This window comes from Nostoc sp. (assembly GCF_036916975.1).
Taxonomy (GTDB): domain Bacteria; phylum Cyanobacteriota; class Cyanobacteriia; order Cyanobacteriales; family Nostocaceae; genus Nostoc.
This window is the reverse complement of the sequence record NZ_JBALFF010000014.1, coordinates 96,601-117,267: the sequence shown is the minus strand read 5'-3', so window position 1 is coordinate 117,267 and position 20,667 is coordinate 96,601. Positions and strand designations below refer to the sequence as shown.

General features: G+C 41.8%; 21 protein-coding genes and 2 pseudogenes. 11 read left to right on the top strand and 12 right to left on the bottom strand.

Translation table 11 applies throughout. The features are described 5' to 3' along the window. Positions 1 to 16: 16 nt before the first annotated feature. Positions 17 to 313 (bottom strand): annotated as a pseudogene (locus tag V7K73_RS03340) (type II toxin-antitoxin system death-on-curing family toxin); the annotation flags it as partial. Positions 314 to 1,360: 1,047 nt separating this feature from the next. Here V7K73_RS03340 and V7K73_RS03335 point away from each other — a divergent pair. Together V7K73_RS03335 and V7K73_RS03330 are read left to right on the top strand one after the other, a co-directional pair. Beyond that, entirely contained in the window at positions 1,361 to 2,632 is a 1,272-nt protein-coding gene (locus V7K73_RS03335) for an urease accessory protein UreH domain-containing protein (RefSeq protein ID WP_334877118.1), read from the top strand. Continuing rightward, a complete protein-coding gene (locus tag V7K73_RS03330; RefSeq protein ID WP_334877116.1) occupies positions 2,607 to 3,299 on the top strand; it encodes a hypothetical protein in 693 nt (230 codons plus the stop codon). Before V7K73_RS03335 ends, V7K73_RS03330 begins: the two co-directional genes overlap by 26 nt. 39 nt (positions 3,300 to 3,338) lie before the next feature. Here V7K73_RS03330 and V7K73_RS03325 read toward each other — a convergent pair. The 3 genes and pseudogenes from V7K73_RS03325 to galE form a co-directional block, all read right to left on the bottom strand. Then, a pseudogene (locus V7K73_RS03325) lies at positions 3,339 to 3,734 on the bottom strand (type II toxin-antitoxin system VapC family toxin). Then, complete coding sequence (locus V7K73_RS03320; RefSeq protein ID WP_334877114.1) at positions 3,731 to 3,967, bottom strand: type II toxin-antitoxin system Phd/YefM family antitoxin; 237 nt, start codon at positions 3,965 to 3,967, stop codon at positions 3,731 to 3,733. The pseudogene V7K73_RS03325 and the gene V7K73_RS03320 overlap by 4 nt, the downstream one beginning before the upstream one ends. A 176-nt stretch (positions 3,968 to 4,143) precedes the next feature. Beyond that, positions 4,144 to 5,142 (bottom strand): UDP-glucose 4-epimerase GalE, encoded by a 999-nt coding sequence (gene galE / locus V7K73_RS03315; RefSeq protein WP_334877112.1) that lies wholly within the window; start codon positions 5,140 to 5,142, stop codon positions 4,144 to 4,146. A gap of 411 nt (positions 5,143 to 5,553) precedes the next feature. Between galE and V7K73_RS03310 the strand changes: the two genes are divergently transcribed. The 6 genes from V7K73_RS03310 to V7K73_RS03285 all read left to right on the top strand — a co-directional run bounded on the left by V7K73_RS03310 (position 5,554) and on the right by V7K73_RS03285 (position 11,984). After that, complete coding sequence (locus V7K73_RS03310) at positions 5,554 to 6,207, top strand: hypothetical protein (RefSeq protein WP_334877110.1); 654 nt, start codon at positions 5,554 to 5,556, stop codon at positions 6,205 to 6,207. 237 nt (positions 6,208 to 6,444) lie between these two features. Then, positions 6,445 to 8,196 carry an ABC transporter ATP-binding protein gene (locus tag V7K73_RS03305; protein ID WP_334877108.1) on the top strand — a complete coding sequence of 584 codons (1,752 nt, stop codon included), beginning with the start codon at positions 6,445 to 6,447 and terminating at the stop codon, positions 8,194 to 8,196. Positions 8,197 to 8,775: 579 nt separating this feature from the next. Beyond that, positions 8,776 to 9,789, top strand: coding sequence for an Npun_R2821/Npun_R2822 family protein (locus tag V7K73_RS03300; protein WP_334877106.1), 1,014 nt, complete (start codon positions 8,776 to 8,778; stop codon positions 9,787 to 9,789). Between the two features lie 302 nt (positions 9,790 to 10,091). Beyond that, the gene (locus tag V7K73_RS03295) at positions 10,092 to 10,787 is read left to right on the top strand and encodes a HupE/UreJ family protein (protein ID WP_334877104.1); all 696 of its coding nucleotides are present in this window, start codon (positions 10,092 to 10,094) and stop codon (positions 10,785 to 10,787) included. 173 nt (positions 10,788 to 10,960) lie between these two features. Beyond that, positions 10,961 to 11,524, top strand: a complete 564-nt coding sequence (locus V7K73_RS03290) for a leucine zipper domain-containing protein (RefSeq protein ID WP_334877102.1) — start codon at positions 10,961 to 10,963, stop codon at positions 11,522 to 11,524. Between the two features lie 73 nt (positions 11,525 to 11,597). Further along, positions 11,598 to 11,984 carry a DUF2358 domain-containing protein gene (locus tag V7K73_RS03285; protein ID WP_334877100.1) on the top strand — a complete coding sequence of 129 codons (387 nt, stop codon included), beginning with the start codon at positions 11,598 to 11,600 and terminating at the stop codon, positions 11,982 to 11,984. Between the two features lie 153 nt (positions 11,985 to 12,137). Here V7K73_RS03285 and V7K73_RS03280 read toward each other — a convergent pair whose 3' ends face one another. Next, the gene (locus V7K73_RS03280; RefSeq protein ID WP_334877098.1) at positions 12,138 to 12,356 is read right to left on the bottom strand and encodes a hypothetical protein; all 219 of its coding nucleotides are present in this window, start codon (positions 12,354 to 12,356) and stop codon (positions 12,138 to 12,140) included. Positions 12,357 to 12,645: 289 nt separating this feature from the next. On the opposite strand from V7K73_RS03280, the gene V7K73_RS03275 reads away from it, so the two are divergent. Then, on the top strand, positions 12,646 to 13,041 hold the full coding sequence (locus V7K73_RS03275; protein ID WP_334877097.1) for a hypothetical protein: 396 nt from the start codon (positions 12,646 to 12,648) through the stop codon (positions 13,039 to 13,041). Between the two features lie 236 nt (positions 13,042 to 13,277). Here the strand turns inward: V7K73_RS03275 and V7K73_RS03270 are convergent, their stop codons facing one another. From V7K73_RS03270 to V7K73_RS03240, 7 genes are all read right to left on the bottom strand, one after another. Continuing rightward, positions 13,278 to 14,549: a ribulose bisphosphate carboxylase small subunit gene (locus V7K73_RS03270; protein WP_334877095.1), complete on the bottom strand. Its 1,272-nt coding sequence runs from the start codon at positions 14,547 to 14,549 to the stop codon at positions 13,278 to 13,280. Between the two features lie 91 nt (positions 14,550 to 14,640). Beyond that, positions 14,641 to 15,027, bottom strand: coding sequence for a type II toxin-antitoxin system VapC family toxin (locus V7K73_RS03265; RefSeq protein ID WP_334877093.1), 387 nt, complete (start codon positions 15,025 to 15,027; stop codon positions 14,641 to 14,643). Beyond that, a complete protein-coding gene (locus V7K73_RS03260) occupies positions 15,024 to 15,251 on the bottom strand; it encodes a type II toxin-antitoxin system Phd/YefM family antitoxin (protein ID WP_334877092.1) in 228 nt (75 codons plus the stop codon). Before V7K73_RS03260 ends, V7K73_RS03265 begins: the two co-directional genes overlap by 4 nt. Before the next feature lie 60 nt (positions 15,252 to 15,311). Continuing rightward, positions 15,312 to 15,938, bottom strand: a complete 627-nt coding sequence (locus tag V7K73_RS03255; protein ID WP_334877090.1) for a GDSL-type esterase/lipase family protein — start codon at positions 15,936 to 15,938, stop codon at positions 15,312 to 15,314. A 188-nt stretch (positions 15,939 to 16,126) separates the two neighbouring features. Beyond that, on the bottom strand, positions 16,127 to 16,471 hold the full coding sequence (locus V7K73_RS03250) for a ribulose bisphosphate carboxylase small subunit (RefSeq protein ID WP_334877088.1): 345 nt from the start codon (positions 16,469 to 16,471) through the stop codon (positions 16,127 to 16,129). A gap of 46 nt (positions 16,472 to 16,517) precedes the next feature. Beyond that, a complete protein-coding gene (gene rcbX, locus V7K73_RS03245; RefSeq protein WP_334800765.1) occupies positions 16,518 to 16,925 on the bottom strand; it encodes a RuBisCO chaperone RbcX in 408 nt (135 codons plus the stop codon). Between the two features lie 101 nt (positions 16,926 to 17,026). After that, complete coding sequence (locus V7K73_RS03240) at positions 17,027 to 18,457, bottom strand: form I ribulose bisphosphate carboxylase large subunit (protein WP_334836511.1); 1,431 nt, start codon at positions 18,455 to 18,457, stop codon at positions 17,027 to 17,029. A 299-nt stretch (positions 18,458 to 18,756) separates the two neighbouring features. Between V7K73_RS03240 and V7K73_RS03235 the strand changes: the two genes are divergently transcribed. Beyond that, on the top strand, positions 18,757 to 18,909 hold the full coding sequence (locus tag V7K73_RS03235) for a hypothetical protein (protein ID WP_334877087.1): 153 nt from the start codon (positions 18,757 to 18,759) through the stop codon (positions 18,907 to 18,909). Positions 18,910 to 19,419: 510 nt separating this feature from the next. Continuing rightward, the gene (locus V7K73_RS03230) at positions 19,420 to 20,523 is read left to right on the top strand and encodes a ligand-binding sensor domain-containing protein (protein ID WP_442936727.1); all 1,104 of its coding nucleotides are present in this window, start codon (positions 19,420 to 19,422) and stop codon (positions 20,521 to 20,523) included. Positions 20,524 to 20,667: the final 144 nt, after the last annotated feature.

The window sequence follows — 20,667 nt, the reverse complement described above, 5'->3', positions numbered from 1 at the left end:
TTTGCGTAAGTCCTATTTTAATACAATTTTCTTGAATCCAATCTGCTATTGATTCTTGAGTCTCTTGAGCAGTTGAAAGTCTTTTTATCATTAATACAACTTCTTTTTCTGGCACTTCTAAAGAATACCCATTCAATATAAGAAAGGTAGCTTTCGTTTTGAAAGCTACCCTTTTGTTACCATCTATAAATGCATGATTTTTTGCAAATGCAAAAGCTGCCGCTAACTCAAAAACAGTTGGTGTAGGTTCGCCATAAGCAAATAAATTTTTAGGTCTATCTAAACTAGCTAAAAGCAGATTTCTATCTCTTATACCTGGAAGTCCAGGGTTATTTCATTCTATTTTTATGGCAGTTTTTAGGAATCTTTTTCAGAAAAATAAGAATTTAAACGCGATTTCAGTTGAGAACCGTAGTTTTTGCCCTCACCCTAAATCCCTCTCCCAAGTCTGGGAGAGGGACTTTGAAAACGTCACATTTTAGAATGAAATAGCCCTGCCTGGAAGTCTGCCGTGTTCTGCTAGTTGTTCTTCGTGTATAGCTTTAATGACTACCTCATTCAACCAAAAAATATCATTCACTGAGCTAGCTCACGAAGTGCATTCTTATACTTACTGCTTACTTTTTGATAAGCTTCCATAGCCTTTTCAAATTCAGACTTGTCAGGTGTGGCTTGAGGATTATGAGAATGCTTCACAACGAAAAGTACCCCATTCTTACTACGTCTAAATTTTAGACTTTGAAAAGATGGTATCAATTTGTTTTTTATCTTACGAAGTCTCAAGGTTTGCATGATAAACAAAACCTGTGATTATGGCTTTAATTTCTTTGTCCTAAGCTCAATATACCTTATCTAATTAGGTCAAGTCACTTTAGTTAAATTGCTTAAGCAATAAGCATGGATTAATGAAATTATATTAAATTATACTAAAAACTAGTAGTTTAGGATTTAGGCGCGTATAGTGAGTTTTCTGGGTGTTTACACTCAGAGGATGAATGAACAAGTTTTGGGCGAATATAATTCGCTACTACACAAAGCTTAGTCTACCTCCGTGGACTAATACAAAATTGAGGTTTTTAACCCACGGAGGTGGGTTTTGTTCGTGTAGCCGCGACTTCTAGTCGCTAGGGATAGTAATAAATTAGACTTGTTCATTCATCCTCTCACGGGTTCTTACTTTTGTCTTTCCTAATGAGTAAACATCAAGTTTGACGCTTTGTCTTTTGACAGCGATCGCAACTTCACGTAAAGTGCCGCACTAGAGGAGTACTGAGCAAAGAAGAAAAGAATATCTTATTACTTCTTCAAAATCTTTATTCTGACACTCAGGACTCATGACTCAGAACTCAGGGCTTTTTTTATGGTAGATTTTTTGCTGATAGCGATCGTGGGGTTCCTGGGGAGTTTTGGGCATTGCTTTGGGATGTGTGGCCCTTTAACAGTGGCGTTTTCTCTGTCTCATCAGCCGAAAACACCACAAACAGTCTCTTTGGGACGCACATCAACCTTAGAAAAGTCCGATACTTGGCAACAGCAATTAAAATTTCATATTCTGCTAAACCTGGGGCGGATGTTGAGCTATGCTCTAGTCGGTGCTGGCATTGGGGCGCTAGGTTCGGTATTGCTGCAAGGTGGACAGCTAGCTGGTATTGGCAGCGACTTTCGGCGCTGGATGGCAATTTTAACTGGTGTCATGCTGATTTGGTTTGGCTTAGGACAAGTAAAACCCGGTTTACTGCCGCGCATTCCCGTGTTACATCCTTTATTACAAGGTAGTTTACACGATCGCCTCAGCACAGGAATGGTTAAGCTTTCATATAAAACCAAATGGTGGACACCAATACTTTTGGGGATGACTTGGGGTTTAATGCCCTGTGGTTTCCTGTATGCTGCCCAAATTAAAGCTGCTCAAACTGGCAATTTATGGATGGGTGGGGCAACTATGCTGGCTTTTGGCTTGGGAACTCTACCCACGATGCTAGGTGTGGGCGTTTCCACATCGTTGGTAAGTAAAGACAAGCGCAGTCAGTTGTTTCGATTAGGCGGTTGGGTGACACTGATTATTGGCGTGATTACCTTATTGCGGACTGGTGACACAATGGTAGATTACACCGGACACGCCGCCTTAATCTGCTTAATCTTGGCTTTAATTGCGCGTCCTATTAGTGGCTTGTGGGCATCACCACTGCGTTACCGCCGGGGCTTGGGGGTAGGATCTTTTGTGCTTTCTGTGGTTCACACCGCCCACATGATAGAACACTCATTGCAATGGAATTTTGCCGCCTTTTCTTTCATGCCGCTAGAATTTCAATGGGGTATGGCTGCGGGTGCTGTAGCATTGATATTAATGTCCCCCGCCGCTTTAACGAGTTGGGAATCGTTGCAGAAATCTTTGGGCAAGCGTTGGCGACAGATTCATCTATTGGGTGTGCCAGCCTTGCTCTTGAGTGCCATTCATACTGTGTTGATTGGTTCCCATTACCTGGGTTCCTTGCAATCAACTTGGGGAAATAAATTAGCGGTAGTACTGATGGTAATTATTACCCTCGGTGTCTTGCTAGTGCGTTCGCGCTTTTTTTGGTCAAAGTTAGCCGTAGAAAAGTTTTATGTTCCCCCAACAAAATCACGGTAAATCATCTTTGTTCTCTAGCTCCACAACGAGTCAAAAACAGAGGCTTTACCCGCTCAAAGGCATTTCTTGGAATCAAGGAACAATAAAGTATTTATTATTCCTGAGTTGCTTAGTTATACCAATAACTAATATTTACCCTGCTTTTGCTCATAAAGTGGAAGTAGCTGGAGATGTCGGTGGCACCCTCCACATTGAACCAAATGATAATCCTCGGGCTGGAGAATCAAGCCAAGCCTGGTTTGCACTTACCCGCAGAGGTGGAAGGGTGATTCCCTTGTCACAGTGTAATTGTCAGTTGGCTGTTTATGCCGAACCCTATGCCGAAGGAGAGCCACCACTGTTAGAGCCACAGTTACAACCTGTGGCAGCTGAACGTTATCAAGGTATTCCAGGTGCGGAAGTTGTCTTTCCTAAGCCAGGTATTTATCAGTTGCAACTGAATGGTAAACCAGCCTCTGGAGCAAGATTCAAACCCTTTAAGTTCAAATTTGAAGTTACTGTGGCAGGCGGTTCTACACAAGACACACAAAACACGCGAGATGTCAATGGTAATTTAGTAGAGGGTGAATCTCAGCAATTACCAATTTGGGCGATCGCGCTTCCAATAGTAGGATTTACCGCCATCTTATTTGTTGTACTGCGAAGTATGAGAGGGAATGGGGAGTAGGGAGATATTTTTTTTGTGTCTCCCTTTCTGTGAGTCAGTTCACCAGATCGTTTGCACATGAGGGTAGTTGAGAATTTTCGCATCACAAGTTAGCAAAGGAATTCTATATCGCCTGGCGATCGCAACTAGAATTCTGTCTGCCGGATCTTTATGAAAATTATCCGGTAGCTGTGTACTGGCGATCGCATCTAGAGGATTTAAATGCTCTATGACAATGCCTGAGTGTGTTTGCGCCAACGCATACTATTCATTAATCGGCAAGGGTAACGTTAGTTTTCCAATGCTGAACTTGATTGCAATCTCCCATGCTGAAATAGCAGACACCAGCAAGCCACTTTGTGATTCTTCTGAATCAATTGCGGCTTGCGCCTGACTTGATAGCTGACTTGGATCATGCAGTAACCAAAGCCAAACATGAGTATCTAACAAAATCATTCGCCCAAGGTTTCCCAAAGTTCCGGCATAGGTTCGTCAAAATCTTCTGCAATCACAATCGGCATTCCCCGCAATGGGTAGTCATCGGTAGAAGTTCGTTTTGCTTGCCAAGGCACAATGCGAGCAACTGGAATGCCATCACGAGTAACCACAACTTCAGTTTGAGTCGCTGCCACCTCATCAAGTAGCGCTGTGAGGGTAGTGTCTGTATCTTGAATATTGAGGTACTTCATCCCGCAAATTTGGTGCGATCGCTTTTACGTCTTAATTCTAGGCGATTCTTGGTGAAACTGCCTTGAGACATTTTCCTGTCTACCCTTTCTGCCTGCCTTGTAATCTGGTTAATAATATACAAGTGTTGGTGGCAGCAATTCCCCCAACACTTGTAGTTTTTTACTTTTAATTTCTTTTATTTGTGTCGCTTTTGATGCCACTGCCACGCATGAGCAACAATATCTTTGATGGATGGATATTGAGGTTGCCAGCCTAAAATTGTTCTGGCTTTCTCGCTAGCGCCAATCAGAATTGGAGGATCGCCAGGACGGCGATCGCGTTCTTCTACTGGTATAGAAATTCCTGTCACCTCTTCGGTAGCTGCAATTACTTCTCTGACAGAGAAACCGCTACCATTACCTAAATTAAAAACTTCGCTATCGTTACCTTTTAATAAATATTCCAATCCCAAAATATGGGCATCTGCTAAATCGTTAACATGAATATAATCACGAATACAAGTACCATCGGGCGTAGGGTAATCAGTGCCGAAAATTGAGATAGATTCTCGTTTGCCTAAAGCTGTCATCAACACCAAGGGAATCAAATGGGTTTCTGGGTTGTGATCCTCGCCAAGTAAGCCACTGGGATTAGCTCCAGCAGCATTAAAATAGCGGAAACGCACTGATTTAAAACCGTAAGCAACATCAAAATCAGAAAGAATCCGCTCTACCATCAGCTTTGTAGCGCCATAAGGATTAATCGGATTTTGGGGATGGTTTTCTGGAATGGGTATAAATTCTGGTACCCCATAGGTGGCACAGGTAGAAGAAAAGACAAATTTCTTCACAGATGCCGTCAGCATTGCTTCTAAGAGGGTCAAAGTACCAACAACGTTATTGCGGTAATATTTAGCTGGGTCAGTCACCGATTCTCCGACGTAGGCATAAGCAGAAAAGTGCATTACAGCAGCAATATCGTGGGTTTTAAATAGCTGATCTAGCAAGGCGCGATCGCCTGTATCCCCTACTATCAGTTCTACCTCTAAAACCTTTTCTACCAGGTCACGATGCCCATAAACCAGATTATCAAGTATGACAACGTTATAACCCGCTTGCTTCAGAGCAAGCACCGCATGAGAACCAATATATCCAGCTCCCCCCGTTACCAAAATGCTAGGCTTTCCAGACGACATAGTTTTTCCTTTTGAGTGGATTATTTAATTAATTTAGTTTACCGGTACTATATTACTCTTCTGGAAAAATATAAATAATAGACGCAGTGTTAAAAAATTGCACTAAAATCACTACGACGGTAGTCTTTGGGTGTGAGGTTTGAGGTATTTTAAGTCAAACAGTGCGATTACAATTTGGCAATAAAATAAATTCATTTCCCGAAACCTCTAGGTTGACCCTTACAAGTGACGCTCGTAGCGTCGCTACTAAGAAGTCGCTAGTTGTTTTATGCAGGGAAACCATGCACGACAGTTCCTCTTGGGGAGCCAGTTTTTCTCCTGTTCAGAAGAAGTGGCGTAAAAATCCCAAGCAAGGCAGACTGTCTTACCACCACATTGGCTCACTGCACCAGAAAATTTGAGAGTTAATCTATGTTTCTATTGTTAAGCCGAGTACTGCTGTGGCTGCTGATTGGCACTATCGTATATTCTCTGTTCCAGCGATTTTATCCTTCTGGAAGTTTTGTCGGGCGATTAATCCTGGTTGTTATCTTGATAGTTGTAGCCCTATCATTTCTTAACCCCAGTGAACCAGCTGTAGCCTCCTTGTGGAAAGTGCTGTCTTTTCCACTCAGACCTCTAGGAGCCTCTGTTTTACTGATGATTTTTGCAGCTCAGAGAATCAAAGGAGGCGGAATAGAGAAACCAGGAGGATACATGATAGGTTGGGCGCTGACAATTTTGCTGTTGGCAAGTACACCAGCAGTCGCCTATTTCCTTTATCGGGCACCTCTAGCTATGACAGGTAAAACCTACGTAGCAACTGCTACACCAATATCTGGCACACTGGTGGCATTAGGGCAACAAACCATCCCCCAGAACATCTCAGATGTGCCGGGGGATGGCATTCTTTCTTATAATTTGAGAGTGCCTCCCTACCTATTACAAGGAAATCCCCAAGATATTCGCGCACGCGGTTTACGACTTGAAGACTTTGTACCGAATGCGGAAACGTTGCAATTGACAACAAGAATTTGGGAAAGTTATCTCGCTGAAGTTTACAGGTTCATGCGTGTTCAGCGGTAATAAAGTAAAAAAATAAATACTAAAAAGACCGCAATGCCACGCTTTAGTAACGCTGCCCGGAGGAATTACGAATTTGCAAGGGTTTCATTGAATTAAAGACTCGGGATTGGGAAAATTTAAATAGGGATTCAGACCCCATTCTTTCCCAGTCCCCAATCCCCAGCCCCCAATGCTCTACATAGCTGTCTTCTTGGACTAGCAGTTAATCTAAGATGATAAAGTTGCAAAATTGCTTTAATGGCAAAATCCCGACGAATCGCTAAACTCATTGCTTACCTACGTCCCCATTGGCGGGAGGCGTCTTTAGGCATTCTCGCTTTGTTGTCTGTTAATGCACTGGGCGTTTATATCCCCTTGTTGATTCGCGCTGGTGTTGACAAACTCTCCACAAGCTTCGTCTTGAACCAAATAGTACATGATGTAGTAATTATTTTCTTACTCAGTTCCGCGATGTGGCTAATGCGGATGGCATCCCGTATTTGGCTATTTGGGGTGGGGCGGCAGGTGGAATTTGACCTGAAACAACGGATTTTTGAACACTTACTCAAGCTGGAGCCGGCTTATTTTGCTAGTAATACTGCTGGCGATTTGATTAATCGGGCTACCAGTGATGTAGATAATATCAAGCGGTTATTGGGTTTTGCAGTTTTGAGTTTGGCAAATACTGTGTTTGCCTACGCCCTGACACTGCCAGTAATGCTGGCGATTAGTGTTGATATCACAGTAGCTTCACTGGCAGTGTACCCTTTTATGCTGTTCTTAGTGAGTCTGTTTAGCGATCGCTTACGCAAACAACAAGCAGCAGTTCAAGAGCAACTCTCTGACATCAGCGAACTCATCCAAGAAGATATCAGTGGCATTGCCTTAATTAAAATCTATGCCCAAGAAGCAAACGAGCGTCGAGCCTTCGCCAACAAAAATCAGCAGCTATTGACTGCTAACTTGGAACTGGCAAAACTCCGAAATACACTGTTTCCGCTAATTGGCGGGCTAGCTAATGTCAGTTCGCTAGTAATCATCTGGCTAGGGGCAGCGCGGATGTCTTCTGGGACGCTTCAGGTTGGCGATTTTTTAGCACTGTTAATTTATGTAGAGCGTCTAGTTTTCCCCACAGCCCTTTTAGGATTCACAATTACGGCCTACCAACGGGGTGAAGTTAGTATCGATAGGCTTGAATCTATTCTCTCTGTCACACCAAAAATTCAAGACACAGCCGATGCCATACATTTAACAGTGGCTGAACTTAAAGGAGAAGTGACAGCTAAAAATCTTACCTATACTTACCCTGGTTCCACTACTCCAGCTCTAAAAAATGTTAACTTTACCATTGCCCCCGGAGAAACGGTATCCATTGTTGGGGCAATTGGTTCGGGAAAATCCACTCTGGCCAATGCTTTGCCGCGCTTATTAGATATTGAATCAGGACAATTGTTTTTAGATGGGGTGGATATTACTAAGATAGCGTTGGCAGATTTACGAGGTGCGATCGCCTACGTTCCTCAAGATAGTTTTCTATTTAGCACTACAATCAAAAATAATATCCGCTACGGCGATCCACTTAGCGAACAAGAAGAGATCGAATCTGTCGCTAAACTTGCCCAAATTCAATCAGAAATTAACAATTTTCCCCAGCAATATGAAACTATTGTTGGTGAACGCGGTATAACTCTTTCTGGCGGTCAACGACAACGTACTGCCTTAGCTAGGGCTATGCTGGTCAATGCTCCAGTGTTAATTTTGGATGATGCCCTCTCTAGTGTAGATAATCAAACAGCCACGCAAATCCTCAAAAATCTCTCTGGTGGTACTGTACGCAAAACAGTAATTTTCATTACGCATCAATTATCGGCGGCGGCGGCGGCTGACCGAATTTTTGTCATGGAAAAAGGAATAATTGTTCAGACAGGCAATCACTTACAACTGTTGCAACAAGAGGGTTTATACAGAACTTTGTGGAGCCAGCATCAGGTTGAGGAATTACTGCACTAGTACAACATTTAATATTAAAGACAATTCCTTATCCAGCCTGTATAATTTTTGATTAAAATATCTGACAAATAACCTCTGTTCAAAATTTTTTTAACGAATCAAGATTTTCAACCCGCGCAGGCGGGTAAAGCCTCGTGTAGCCGCGACTTCTAGTCGCCTGGTGCAACATTCCAGCAGATTTTAAGGAAAGTGAAGTACACAACGATTCGTCTGTTACAAAGCGTGTTTTAGGGGCTGATATCATGTCCGCATAATTAGTTATGATTCCCACAGTCATTGCACCCCACCCCTTAATCCCCTCCCCGCAAGCGGGGAGGGGAGACAAAGCGTAGCTTTGGCGGGGTGGGGTTCTTCGGATTTAGTAAGTAATCAAGCGGACATGATATGACAAGAAATAAATTACTCAAATAAACGAACCACTCCAGACACAGAGAACACAGAGAAATAAGGAGGAGAGAGTTTTTTGGATAGTTTTTATTTGTCAGTCCCTTACTCCTTAATTCTGCTATATAAGTTGTGCGGACGACGGCGCGAGAAGCGTCATAAATAAACTAAATGTAAAAATTAGGATATTATCTTATGGAATCTTTCGGTCTTTATACACTTGCAAATGATGCCGTTTACGATCAGTTAGTAGCATTATTGAATAGTATTGAGGTGAATGTTAGCCCAGATATTCCTGTTTGTATTATTCCTTATGATCAGAGATTAAACTTAGTTGAAAAAGAAGTAAAGTCTAGAAAAAACGTCAGCATTTTTGATAATTGGGAAGCAATACAGTCTTGGGAAGACTTTGCTCACCAAGTTTGGGCAGTTCATCCAGGTACTAAAAGTTCCAAAATCTCACGTAATTGGTGGTCATCAGGTCACTTGCAAAGAAAAATGTGTGTTTTTGACGGACATTTTGATAGGTTTATATTTTGTGATGCTGACAGCCTTCTAATGAAGCCAGTTGATGATATTTTGGAAAAATTAAACGCATACGATTTTGTGTTTGATGACTGGATACACACTAAAGAACGCACTAAAGTACCATTAAATATTCCCCTTTTAGAAAAAGCCAAGATTGTTTCTGAAAAAGACATACGTCCTAGACTTCATTGCTCTGATTTTTTTGGTTCAAAATTAGGGTTATTTCCCAAAAAAGATTTAGATTTATATAAAAAATTATTAATTGAAGATAGAGAGGTTGAATGGCTAACTGCATGGTGGGATGATGCACATTTATTTAATTATTTGACATGGAAATCAAATCTGCCTTTATTTAATTTTACCCTCAGTCCTAATGGTCAAGACAGAACAGGTAACTGTGCTAACTCAGACTCCTTTGTAAATATTGATAATGTCCTGTACAACCAAGATGAATTAAAACCAATTCATCGCATTCACTATATGAATTATTCTTATAGTGATTTCGCCCGTTTATGTCAAGGTGAAGATGTCAAAATCTGTTACAGAGATGAGTTTTTATACTATCGTTTTCTTAAGGAACCGCAGAAAAGACCGCAACAGCTAAAACAGCCGAGTATTGTGACCAAAAGTAATCGATTAATTCAAAAAGCAGTGAAAAAACTTCAAATAGCTTTTACTTAACTCAAAACTGAAATAGTTGTGGTCAGTGAAGCTGGGAGCATCCCAATTTTGGCTTAAATCTTTTCCCTCACCCCCAGCCCCTCTCCCAAACATGGGAGAGGGGAGACATAATTCTAGTTCCCCGAATCTCGTCATATGGGATTCGGGATTTAGGGTGAGGGCGAAAACTACGGTTCTCAACTTAGATAAGGTTTAACTCGAAACTGAAATGGTTGCGATGGGTGGAACTACCCTCTTCAGGTTAGTTTTTTTAGCTATGTGGGTAGTATAAATTACCGAAAAAACTAATTTGGCAGATAGTAATGTTCAAAACTAAATTATCAAAATCCCATGCTTTGGGGGAATTTTCCACCTTGAGTTTAATTCAGCCCCATATTGGAGCGATCGCAGTTCTAATTTTAATTAGCTTACTGAGTTCATTGAGTGGAACACCTGTTGAGCATACCATCTCTAACTGCTGGGAAGGCTTTATCTGGGGATTGGCAGATCCAGTACTTGGCTTGAATTGTTTAGTTGGTATTATTGCTATTGGCTTACTCTCATCTGTATTTGTTCGTGGCGCTGCGATCGCTGGATGTTTTGTCATAGCATCAATCTTGGGGATTATAATTCATTTATTTCAGCTAAATTTACCAGGTACAGAAATAGCGATGCCAACGGCGGGCGCAGCCATCGCCATTTCTACCATCGTTTTTGGTACCATGCTGATGATGCCAAATCAACCAAACTTTATCGTACTTGCTCTGGTGGGCGTCAGCGCTGGTTTATTTCAGGGTTACGCTGATGCTGAATCTATCATCGGGGCAGGAATGATGCCATTGATTGCCTATATACTAGGCATGACCTTAACTCTGTTTGCAGTTGCCATGAGTGCCAGAGAAATTGGTAGTGCGATGGGTATGGGAGAAATAAACCGAATTTTACCTTGGAAAATTAGCATTGCTGGCTTCGCTTTCTGTGCGATCGGTATTGTGTTTTTGAGCAATTCGATAATCTAATAAAATATTTCAAGTCAGTCGAATACATTCATTTGTGGGGGCGTACAGCTAAGTGTACGCCCCCACTATGTCTTCAGACTGAAAATTGTCCAGCAAGCAAGTAGCACAGGGCTTTAGTGAATAAGCTGATGCACCTCTGCGCTAATCTAGAGGCTATATCTCAAAAAAAGCTTATGACACCTGAAGAAATTGCGGGTACGCTAACAGAATTATTTGGCACATCGGCTGTTGGTATGAGCGCTCCTGGATCCTGGCAAGTAGACACTTTAGCTTTCCGGCTGTTGGTGCTGCTTTCCGAAGATAATACTTGGTTGCGAGTTTTACTACCTATTGTGCCTATCCAAGAAGCCCAACCATTTTTAGAACACTTCCTAGAAGCTAACTTTGATGACACTCAAGAAGTACGTTACGCTTTGTATGAAGGGGTGATTTGGGGAGTATTTCAACATAACAGTAGCACTTTAGTGGGTGCAGATTTGTCTAATGCAATTAATCGACTTGTATCTCTCCATCAGGCTAGATTAGATAATGTCTTTAATCAACTAATTGAAAGCCGTATCCGGCAAATTATTCAAGCAGCAAAACAGCAAGGACAATCTCTTCAAGCTACTATGCAAACCTTGGAACGCTTTTATGCTGAAGGATTGATGGGTGAAATCAATCAAAGCTCAGAGGCGCGAGAAGAAGTTATAGCTGCTTGGCGGCGTCAGTTAGAACGTTTATGGAATGAGAGTTGATTTCAATTTTTCATAACGATTTATATCCGCGCCACGTTTCCATATAACCAATTTACACATATATTTATTTATCATGGATATCATTGAAATCCTCAAAGAAGACTATCAAAGGTTCCCAGTAAATCAAACTTACAGCATTTACGCTCCAGACGTTTATTTTCAAGATCCGCTAAATAAATTTCGTGGCGTTAAACGTTACAAACAGATGATTAATTTCATCGAGACTGCATTTTTAAATCCTAAAATGGACTTACATAACATTCAACGTTTAGGAGACACCATAAAAACTGAGTGGACACTCAGTTGGAATACTCCTCTTCCCTGGAAGCCACGAATCTCTATTCCTGGTTGGAGTGAATTAGGTATTAACTCTGATGGTTTGATTGTCTCCCATATCGATTATTGGAATTGTTCACGCTTAGACGTGGTGAAGCAGCATTTTTTTGCTGCAAAAATCTAAACAATTAAGGGGTGTTGTTCAAGTATAGACCTCTTGCAAAAGTCCCTAACACCCCACCCCCACCCCCAACCCCTCTCCTTAGTAAGGGGAGGGGAGCGTTTGCGCCAGCAAATGCGGGGTGAGGTTCTTTATTTTTGATTTATGCAAGAGGTCTTAAGAATCTGGATGTAGAGACGTAGCACTTCCATCAGAAGCCATGATGATGAATATCGCAACATTCATCATCAACATCACGATATTCATCATCAACATCACGATATTCATCATCAACATCGCAACATTCATCATCAACATCGTGACATTCATCATCAACATCACGATATTCATCATCAACATCGTGATATTCATCATCAACATCACGATATTCATCATTAACGTTAAAGCAATCGTCCAAAAAACCAGGTGCAATATCGTAATTAAGAGAAATTACTTATATTTAAATAAGTAGATAAGCATAATTAAATATAAGAAAAAACCTCACCCTCAATCCCTCTCCTTACTAAGGAGAGGGAAGCCGGAGGCAGGGTGAGGTTTTATATTTAATTTGATCCACTTAAGTAGTAATTTTATAAAAAATAAAATAATTCACGAATTTTACTGAACCAGAAAACAGCTTTACTAAGTCAAACTAGCTCTAGAACCCTCTGTAACGAATATATATATGTCCCGTCCAAAACGTACATCCCGTATTCTAGAAAAAGCTGAATTGAGATCCACTGGACTTAAAGCAATAGATTCAAAGATGGATTTTGGCGATAATTGCGATTTGCAAAATATGACTAAATCAATTGAGCAGTTACGCACTATGCTTGATGCTTATAACATTGCTTTAGCTATGATTGACTCTTCCAAAACTAAAATTGATGATATGGAAAAAACCTTGAGCAATCTTACAGATAAGATGGTGAGGGGCGTTGCTTTTAAGTATGGCAAAAACAGCAGCGAATATGAAATGGCGGGTGGTATTCGTGATAGCGAACGTGTCCGCAAAAGCAGGTTAACCCGCCTGAAAGCTGTTGCAGGACAAGTATCAGATGAGAATGCTAAAACCGCCTAGTACCGCAAGGCGGAAATCACGCATTCACGCATTCAAAAAGCTTTAATTTTGGGCTTTCTGGCTGTTTGGAATGGTAGGTTTATTTCCGCACACTACGGCGCAACGCAAAAAGCAGAGGCGAAGTAAATTTTTAGCAAGGGAAATGGAGATAGAACTTACGCTACTTGTTCATTAAAACCATTTCTTGTTGACTGCTGCAATACAATGATCAATGACCAATGACCAATGACCAATGACTAATTTTTCCCATTCGGACGCTGAATAATCGTCTCCACCACCCGCCGTTTAGCGTTTGGATCAATACCTACCAAGCGCACGTACTCACCGCTATATTCTGTCAGTGTTGATTCCAAATTTGAGATTGCATCAGACTCTGCATCGATGTGGCTATGAACACAAGTTTGCCAAGCACCTGTGCGGAAGCGACGTTCATCTACGTGTTCAATGCTAATTTTGTAACCTTGAGATAATAATTCCCTAATTTGAGCTTGTGTATCTAGGGTTAAATGGGTACTTGATGCTTGCTGTTTCTGGAATCCATTAATTTTTGCTTCTTGAGTTCCACCATTGCTTGATGGCTGATTGATTGGTGTTACAGCAGGTGGTGCAGATTGAGAATTTCTACCTCGATTGAGTCGGTTGTAATCATCAACCAAATGGGAATTTTCCACCCGTTTTTGTTCACCAACGAGGAAGTTACCAGACTCGATTAAGTGAGACAGCCTGAAATCTGGCTTTTTAAATTCTGGTGGGCCTCCAACGCTGTTAACCACATTCAAGGATACCTGCTCAAAACCTACTTGATGGATGTAGTTGCGGATTTGTTCATCATAAATGCGCGATCGCAAAGCGCTAAAAAAGTCAATGGACTGATTGACAAAAGTATCAACTAGCTGTTCAACTTCCTTCTGTGAAAGTCCATCCGCTTCAAAAATCCCCTTGATAATTCCCACCTTATCGTCTCTGTCTGGTTCCCAGTAAAATTTCTCCATCCGCCCATCCCGAATTAACGGTGCATAGAGAGTGGAAAAATCATTACCTGTAACAATAATCGGCACACGATGTAAAGGTGTGGAATCATAGCTTCCAGGCAACTGCACATCTGTGGGATTATCAGCAATATTCATCAGTGTGGCATTCACCAACTGCGTATTTACAGTATATTGAGTGCCTTCATCAAAGCGTCCAGCACCGGCATCTAAATCGTTAATCATCAGTACGCACATTTTGCCGCGTACTTTGATGAGTTCTGCTGTTTCCCGATAGCGCAGCCGAATCAACCGCGCTGGATCTCCTGCATCTGGACTTTCCAATTCGCCGCCAGATATGTTAGTCACTTCGATACCCATTTTCTCGAAGACTAATTGACATTGAAATGTTTTGCCTTCTCCTTTGCGTCCGTGAATACCTAAAATCACTGGGACTCGGACGCCAGGAAGCTTTAGAAAGTTTTTGGTGATGTGGACAGCCAGTTTGTCCAGAAAGCGGGGAGCGATGTAGTAACCCATAAAATTATTTTTGCCTAGCAGTGCTTAAAGTAATGTTAAGTTTTTTTGGCGATCGCTGTTTATTTATCTTTTGGTAGAAAAGCAAGGCTAGCTACCACACACGTCTTATTGGATATGCATCAAAAATTTTATCGGCACTCAGTATAGGTATATTTTCCACTACCGATTGTGCAATTAAAATTCGGTCGAATGGGTCACGATGATGTAAGGGTAGTGTGGCAACAACAGTAACATGGCTAATTTTGATATCGAGTAACCTAAAATCGTTCAGATTGAGTTGCTGTGTGATGAATATCTCAAATGGCTGATTGAAACTAAGCTTGCCTAAATTCTGCTTAATAGCTATTTCCCATAGACTAGCGATACTTAGTAAAATTTCATTATTCTCATCATTGATTAATTCTACTACTTGATTACTAAATCTTGAATTATCCGTCACATACCAAATAAAAGTATGTGTATCCAGCAGTAATCTCATTCCATATATTCCTTAAACTCTTCGAGTGGTGCATCAAAGTCATCAGATATTGTAATTAAACCCTTTGCGCTTCCAGGTTGACGGCGGTGTTTAAGTGGCGACACAGGAGTTAACTTCACCAAAGGTTGATTATCTTTGATGATGATAATTTCCTCACCTTTGAGTGCTGCTTCAATTAAGTCAGGTAAGTTTTGAGATGCTTCAGCTAAAGTAATTTGTTGCATAATTACCACCTTTGGATATAAAAATTAGGTGCTACCACTATCCTAACTTTGAATCCTCGCTCAAGTCAGAAAAAACCAATTTAACCAAGCGTCCCAATTTTCCACTATTTGAGCAAATTCTGCATAACCACCTGCTCTAGGATGAACACCATCATTAGCTCTTGCTTCATCTTTCCAGATATTTGATTTTTCTAATATTGGAAAAACGTCTAAATAAGGTACATTTAATTCTTTACAAATCAAAGCATATTGGTTGGATAAATCTATAGTTCTCTGCTTTCTTTGACTATCTTCTTGTTCTGCATAGGGTGCAGGGCCAATCATCAAAACAGGATATAACTTTTGAGCTTTACTTAAAATTTCACGGGCGTTTTTGATAGAATCTGCAAAGTCTACACGAGTTTTACCATTTTCTAATGTTGTATCATTCAATCCAAAAGAAAACACAACTCTGCCATCATATTCTTTGAGCGATCGCAGTGATACTTCCTGAAACCAACGCTTTGCTATATCACTACTCGTATCACGCCTAATCCCTAAATTATAGTAAGTAATTTCATAACCTTTTTTATTAGCATTAGCACATATTCTCCCTGTCCAACCAAGACATTCTGAGTCGCCAGTACCATTAACAAAAGAGTCACCAACAAAGCAAATTCTTACTTCCGGCAGATGCTTTAATTTCATGTATTAATCTCTTAAAAAACGCAAAGGCACGCTAAGGAAAGCGCAGAGTAACGCAGAGAATAACTCCGCGCCCCTTTGCGTTTTCCTTTGCGTCCCTCTGCGTTTCAAAACAAATCTACTAAATAGGAGAGGCAGATAATTCTACCTCTCCTATGCAGATAAACTAATTACTTAGAGCAACGCTTGCTTTAGTATCTGTTAGTGTTACCTTTGTTGGGTTTGTGAACAAGAAAGCTGAGAATTTGGCACTGCTTGATGTTGTCAAAACCCACAACACGGATATAGCTGGTGCTGAATTGAGAACGGCATCCTTGAACTTCGCTCAATACTTCTTGAGTGGATTTAGCACCAAACAAAGGCAGCTTCCACATTGTCCAATATAATTCTGTTGGCTCAGAAGTTTCGTTAAACTCGATCGCTGGAATGTAACCTTGATTCAAAATGTACTGAATCTGCTTGGCAATTTGAGCGTCAGTCAGGGGTGGCAGATAAGAAAGGGTTTCGTAACGACGCTCTTTTGGTAAAGTTTGCATATCTTTTGATAATGGGTTGCGATTTTTGACTACTAGGTTGACCGAACTAATTAGATAAGTTATCCAAATTCGGATCTGAAGTTGCTTGCTGTTCTGGTTGCAGACTGGGGTTAGATGTGTCTATTCGTGTGATGCGTTCTAAATGCTGACGACGCTGTTCCATATTGGCTTGCTGAATGCCAGTGCGAACCATTTCCGGTAAAAATTCTGCGATTTCTTCGGCAATGTGTTCTCTGACAGTCATAATTCGCAAAGCCAAATCTGGTTTTTCTCGCAACAGTTGATCAATGTATGATTCACCATTCTGAATTTTGCCAGACGAAAAGTTATGCAACCAAAGTTCTAATGGAGGATTCGTTTCGCCTAGCTGTGCCAATACTGTCCTTAGAGCCTGATAAGTCAGGTAACTTTGGAGAGTTTTGGCTGTGTCCTTGGCAATTTGCTTAAGATTCATGCTTGACCCCAGCCGTCAACAGTTATGAGTTATGAGTTATGAGTTATGAGTTATGAATTAATGTAACTCTTAACTCCTAACTTCTAACTCTTAACTTTTGATCAGACGGTATCCATTGCTTCAAACTCGAACTTGATTTCTTTCCATAGTTCGCAAGCAACAGCCAGTTCAGGAGACCATTTGGCAGCTTCGCGGATGATATCGTTACCTTCACGAGCCAAGTTACGGCCTTCGTTACGAGCTTGAACAACGGCTTCCAAGGCGACGCGGTTAGCGGTTGCACCAGGAGCGTTACCCCAAGGATGTCCTAGAGTACCACCACCGAATTGTAGTACGGAGTCATCACCAAAGATTTCTACCAGGGCGGGCATGTGCCATACGTGGATACCACCAGAAGCAACTGCCATTACACCAGGTAGAGAAGCCCAGTCTTGGGTAAAGTAAATACCACGAGACTTGTCTTGCTCAATGTAGTTTTCACGCAACAGGTCAACGAAGCCCATTGTGATGCCGCGCTCACCTTCCAACTTACCAACTACGGTGCCGGTGTGGATGTGGTCGCCACCAGACAAACGTAGAGCTTTAGCCAATACACGGAAGTGGATACCGTGGTTCTTTTGACGGTCGATTACAGCGTGCATAGCACGGTGAATGTGCAAGAGGATACCGTTATCACGGCACCAACGAGACAATGTGGTGTTGGCGGTGAAACCTGCGGTGAGGTAGTCATGCATGATGATGGGCATTTTGAGTTCTTTAGCGTACTCAGCCCGCTTCAGCATTTCTTCACAGGTAGGAGCGGTGACGTTTAGGTAGTGACCTTTAATTTCACCGGTTTCTGCTTGAGCTTTGTTGATCGCTTCAGCTACGAACAAGAAGCGATCGCGCCATCTTTGGAATGGTGCGGAGTTGATGTTTTCGTCGTCTTTGGTGAAGTCCAAACCACCGCGTAAGCACTCGTATACAGCGCGTCCGTAGTTCTTAGCAGAAAGACCCAATTTAGGCTTAATGGTACAACCCAGCAAAGGACGACCGTATTTGTTTAACTTGTCGCGCTCAACTTGGATACCGTGAGGAGGCCCTTGGAAGGTCTTGATGTAAGCTACTGGAAAGCGAATATCTTCTAGACGCAGCGCCCGTAAAGCTTTGAAACCAAATACGTTACCTACAATTGAGGTCAACACGTTGGTTACAGAACCTTCTTCAAACAAGTCTAGAGGATAGGCAACGTAGCAAATATACTGGTTGTCTTCACCCGGAACTGGTTCGATATCGTAGCAACGACCTTTGTAGCGATCGAGGTCGGTGAGCAAGTCTGTCCATACAGTTGTCCAAGTACCTGTGGAAGACTCAGCCGCTACAGCCGCACCTGCTTCTTCGGGAGGAACACCAGGCTGGGGTGTCATGCGGAACGCAGCAAGAAGATCGGTATCTTTTGGTGTGTAATCGGGTGTGTAATAAGTTAGTCTGTAATCTTTAACCCCGGCTTGATACCCAGACTTGCTCTGAGTCTTCGTTTGAGCGTAAGACATATTTTATCCTTCCCTGAAATCACTCTTGTTAATTATCAAATCACGTTTTGTGCAACTTCCCCTCACCCGATTTTTTCCCCCTTCATCGGGGAAAAGAACGGTAAAAATTTTTGTTAAGGGTTGTTTTTGGTAAAAAGTAGCAGTTTTTTTGCGGCTGACACTTTGGTAGCGGTGGTAGCCCTCCTCACCAGTGTTATCCCCTTCTAGGGGTACACGACCTAGCGCTTCTACTGTTTCCTCTTCCTACGAATCAAAATTCTTTTTTACCTCTTTTTCGCACCTAACTAAACCTTCTCAATTTGACCAAACTTCCGCTTTTGCGGCTTGATTTAGATAATTTCCCTACAAATCGGGGTATTCAGGGGATTGGGCTGGCTGGCACACATTCCCGCCTCTACACTCCCTATATCTTCTCCGTTGATGGAAAAGATACCAGAAAAGAATTTACTTGACAGAGATTTAGCAGAGTCGTGAGCGTAAAGATAAAAAATTGCACACCACGTAATTTGTAACTTATTCCACAATATATCAATAATTCGATAAGTTATTCTTTGAAAGTTTTTAACTTATATATTTAATTTTGTTATTACATAAATATTTAACATTTTGTTACAGATGCTTTACAAGGTGTCATCAATAACTGTAAAGAAGCTATTTGGGAGTGGGGAGTTAGGAGTTAGGAGTTAGGAGTTAGGAGTTAGGAGTTAGGAGTTAGGAGTTGGGAATTTGGAGTTTGGAGTTATAAGAATTTAGGACTTACGCTTTCAAGGCACTGAAAGCCTTGATTTGTCGTAGGGGCAATTCATGAATTGCCCCTACATTTCGTACTTGATGCGTAAGTCCTAGAATTATTTCCCCAATGCCCAATTCCATTAAAATTGAGGAAAATTCCAGATGACGTTTAAAAAATCCCGGCTAGGGGAACACTGGAACTAACCCAAAGCCAGTTTAGGTAACGGCTATTGGGTACTGTCTCCAAAGGAAATGTCACCGTGGTATTGTTTTGCAAGCGTACTAGTTTATTGATTACTTCTATGTTGCTGGGGTTGATAGTGCCAAGTATAGGATGGGCGCAAAAAACCCCTGATATTAATTCATCTGATGTAACCCCTGCTTATCCACCTTCTGCACCGCCACCGCGAGTAAAACCTTTGCCCGATGAGCGGGGAGTGCAAGAAAATTCGCCAGAAACTGATTATCGGGTGGGTAACTTACTGGGAGATGTTACTGGCAATCTTTGGGTAGGTTCTTGGCGGGGACTATCGCAGATTGATCCTAAAACCGGCAAGATTATTTCTCGTGTTAGTTTACCGAATGTTGCCATTGGTGCTTTAGCCCAAGACAAAGTAGGACGTTTGTGGGTAGGAAGTTATGATGGACTGTTCCGAGTTGACCCCCGTACTAGCGAAATCACCGCGCAGAATTTATTTTTGCCTTCTAAACGGGTGTTGTCATTGTTAGTTGACAAACGCGGTTATTTATGGACTGGAACTGATAGCGGTTTAGCCCTAATTAGTCCTGACCAAGGCTTGATTATGACAACATTAAAAAATCTGCCTGGTGTCAGCGCTAACACCCTGACTTTAGATGCTGAAGGTCAACTGTGGGTTGGTACACTTGATGGATTGGTGCGGGTAAATACTGCTAGTGCTGCGGTTATGAAGCGGATAGCCGATTTACCAGGGACGACTGTCCAAGCTTTAGCTATTAGTCCAGAAGGATTAATTTGGGCAGGAATGCCAAATAATTTGCTAGTTATTAACCCAAAAACTGGTGCAGTGTTACGGTCTGTAACTCGTCTGCGTGGGCGTGATGTGACGGCGGTACGTTTTGCTAAAGATCGTAGTGTCTGGATCGGGACTAACAATGGTTTGTTACGATTAAATCCAAATACAGGAGCTCTGTTAGATGCAGAAGTTGCTGGACTTCCTTCTAGTCGGGTTCTTGCCCTTGCACCTGACATCGCCAATAAATTATGGATAGGCACTAGTGAAGGTCTAGCTTGGTTAATGCCCAAAACTGACAGTGCAAAATCCCATATTGCTTTCAGTCGCGCCGTTAAATGAAAAGTTAGGAGTTAGGAGTTAGAAGTTATAAGTTAAAGAATTTTTTAAATTCCCAACTCCTCACTCCCAACTCCCAACTCCAAACTCCAAACTCCCAACTCCTCACTCCCAACTCCCAACTCCTCACTCCCAACTCCCAACTCC

Coding starts and splice junctions, on each gene's coding strand:
- V7K73_RS03335 (WP_334877118.1), top strand. CDS start 1,361: ATGGTAGATTTTTTGCTGATAGCGATCGTGGGGTTCCTGGGGAGTTTT.
- V7K73_RS03330 (WP_334877116.1), top strand. CDS start 2,607: ATGTTCCCCCAACAAAATCACGGTAAATCATCTTTGTTCTCTAGCTCC.
- V7K73_RS03320 (WP_334877114.1), bottom strand. CDS start 3,967: ATGAAGTACCTCAATATTCAAGATACAGACACTACCCTCACAGCGCTA.
- galE (WP_334877112.1), bottom strand. CDS start 5,142: ATGTCGTCTGGAAAGCCTAGCATTTTGGTAACGGGGGGAGCTGGATAT.
- V7K73_RS03310 (WP_334877110.1), top strand. CDS start 5,554: ATGTTTCTATTGTTAAGCCGAGTACTGCTGTGGCTGCTGATTGGCACT.
- V7K73_RS03305 (WP_334877108.1), top strand. CDS start 6,445: ATGGCAAAATCCCGACGAATCGCTAAACTCATTGCTTACCTACGTCCC.
- V7K73_RS03300 (WP_334877106.1), top strand. CDS start 8,776: ATGGAATCTTTCGGTCTTTATACACTTGCAAATGATGCCGTTTACGAT.
- V7K73_RS03295 (WP_334877104.1), top strand. CDS start 10,092: ATGTTCAAAACTAAATTATCAAAATCCCATGCTTTGGGGGAATTTTCC.
- V7K73_RS03290 (WP_334877102.1), top strand. CDS start 10,961: ATGACACCTGAAGAAATTGCGGGTACGCTAACAGAATTATTTGGCACA.
- V7K73_RS03285 (WP_334877100.1), top strand. CDS start 11,598: ATGGATATCATTGAAATCCTCAAAGAAGACTATCAAAGGTTCCCAGTA.
- V7K73_RS03280 (WP_334877098.1), bottom strand. CDS start 12,356: ATGATGAATATCGTGATGTTGATGATGAATATCACGATGTTGATGATG.
- V7K73_RS03275 (WP_334877097.1), top strand. CDS start 12,646: ATGTCCCGTCCAAAACGTACATCCCGTATTCTAGAAAAAGCTGAATTG.
- V7K73_RS03270 (WP_334877095.1), bottom strand. CDS start 14,549: ATGGGTTACTACATCGCTCCCCGCTTTCTGGACAAACTGGCTGTCCAC.
- V7K73_RS03265 (WP_334877093.1), bottom strand. CDS start 15,027: ATGAGATTACTGCTGGATACACATACTTTTATTTGGTATGTGACGGAT.
- V7K73_RS03260 (WP_334877092.1), bottom strand. CDS start 15,251: ATGCAACAAATTACTTTAGCTGAAGCATCTCAAAACTTACCTGACTTA.
- V7K73_RS03255 (WP_334877090.1), bottom strand. CDS start 15,938: ATGAAATTAAAGCATCTGCCGGAAGTAAGAATTTGCTTTGTTGGTGAC.
- V7K73_RS03250 (WP_334877088.1), bottom strand. CDS start 16,471: ATGCAAACTTTACCAAAAGAGCGTCGTTACGAAACCCTTTCTTATCTG.
- rcbX (WP_334800765.1), bottom strand. CDS start 16,925: ATGAATCTTAAGCAAATTGCCAAGGACACAGCCAAAACTCTCCAAAGT.
- V7K73_RS03240 (WP_334836511.1), bottom strand. CDS start 18,457: ATGTCTTACGCTCAAACGAAGACTCAGAGCAAGTCTGGGTATCAAGCC.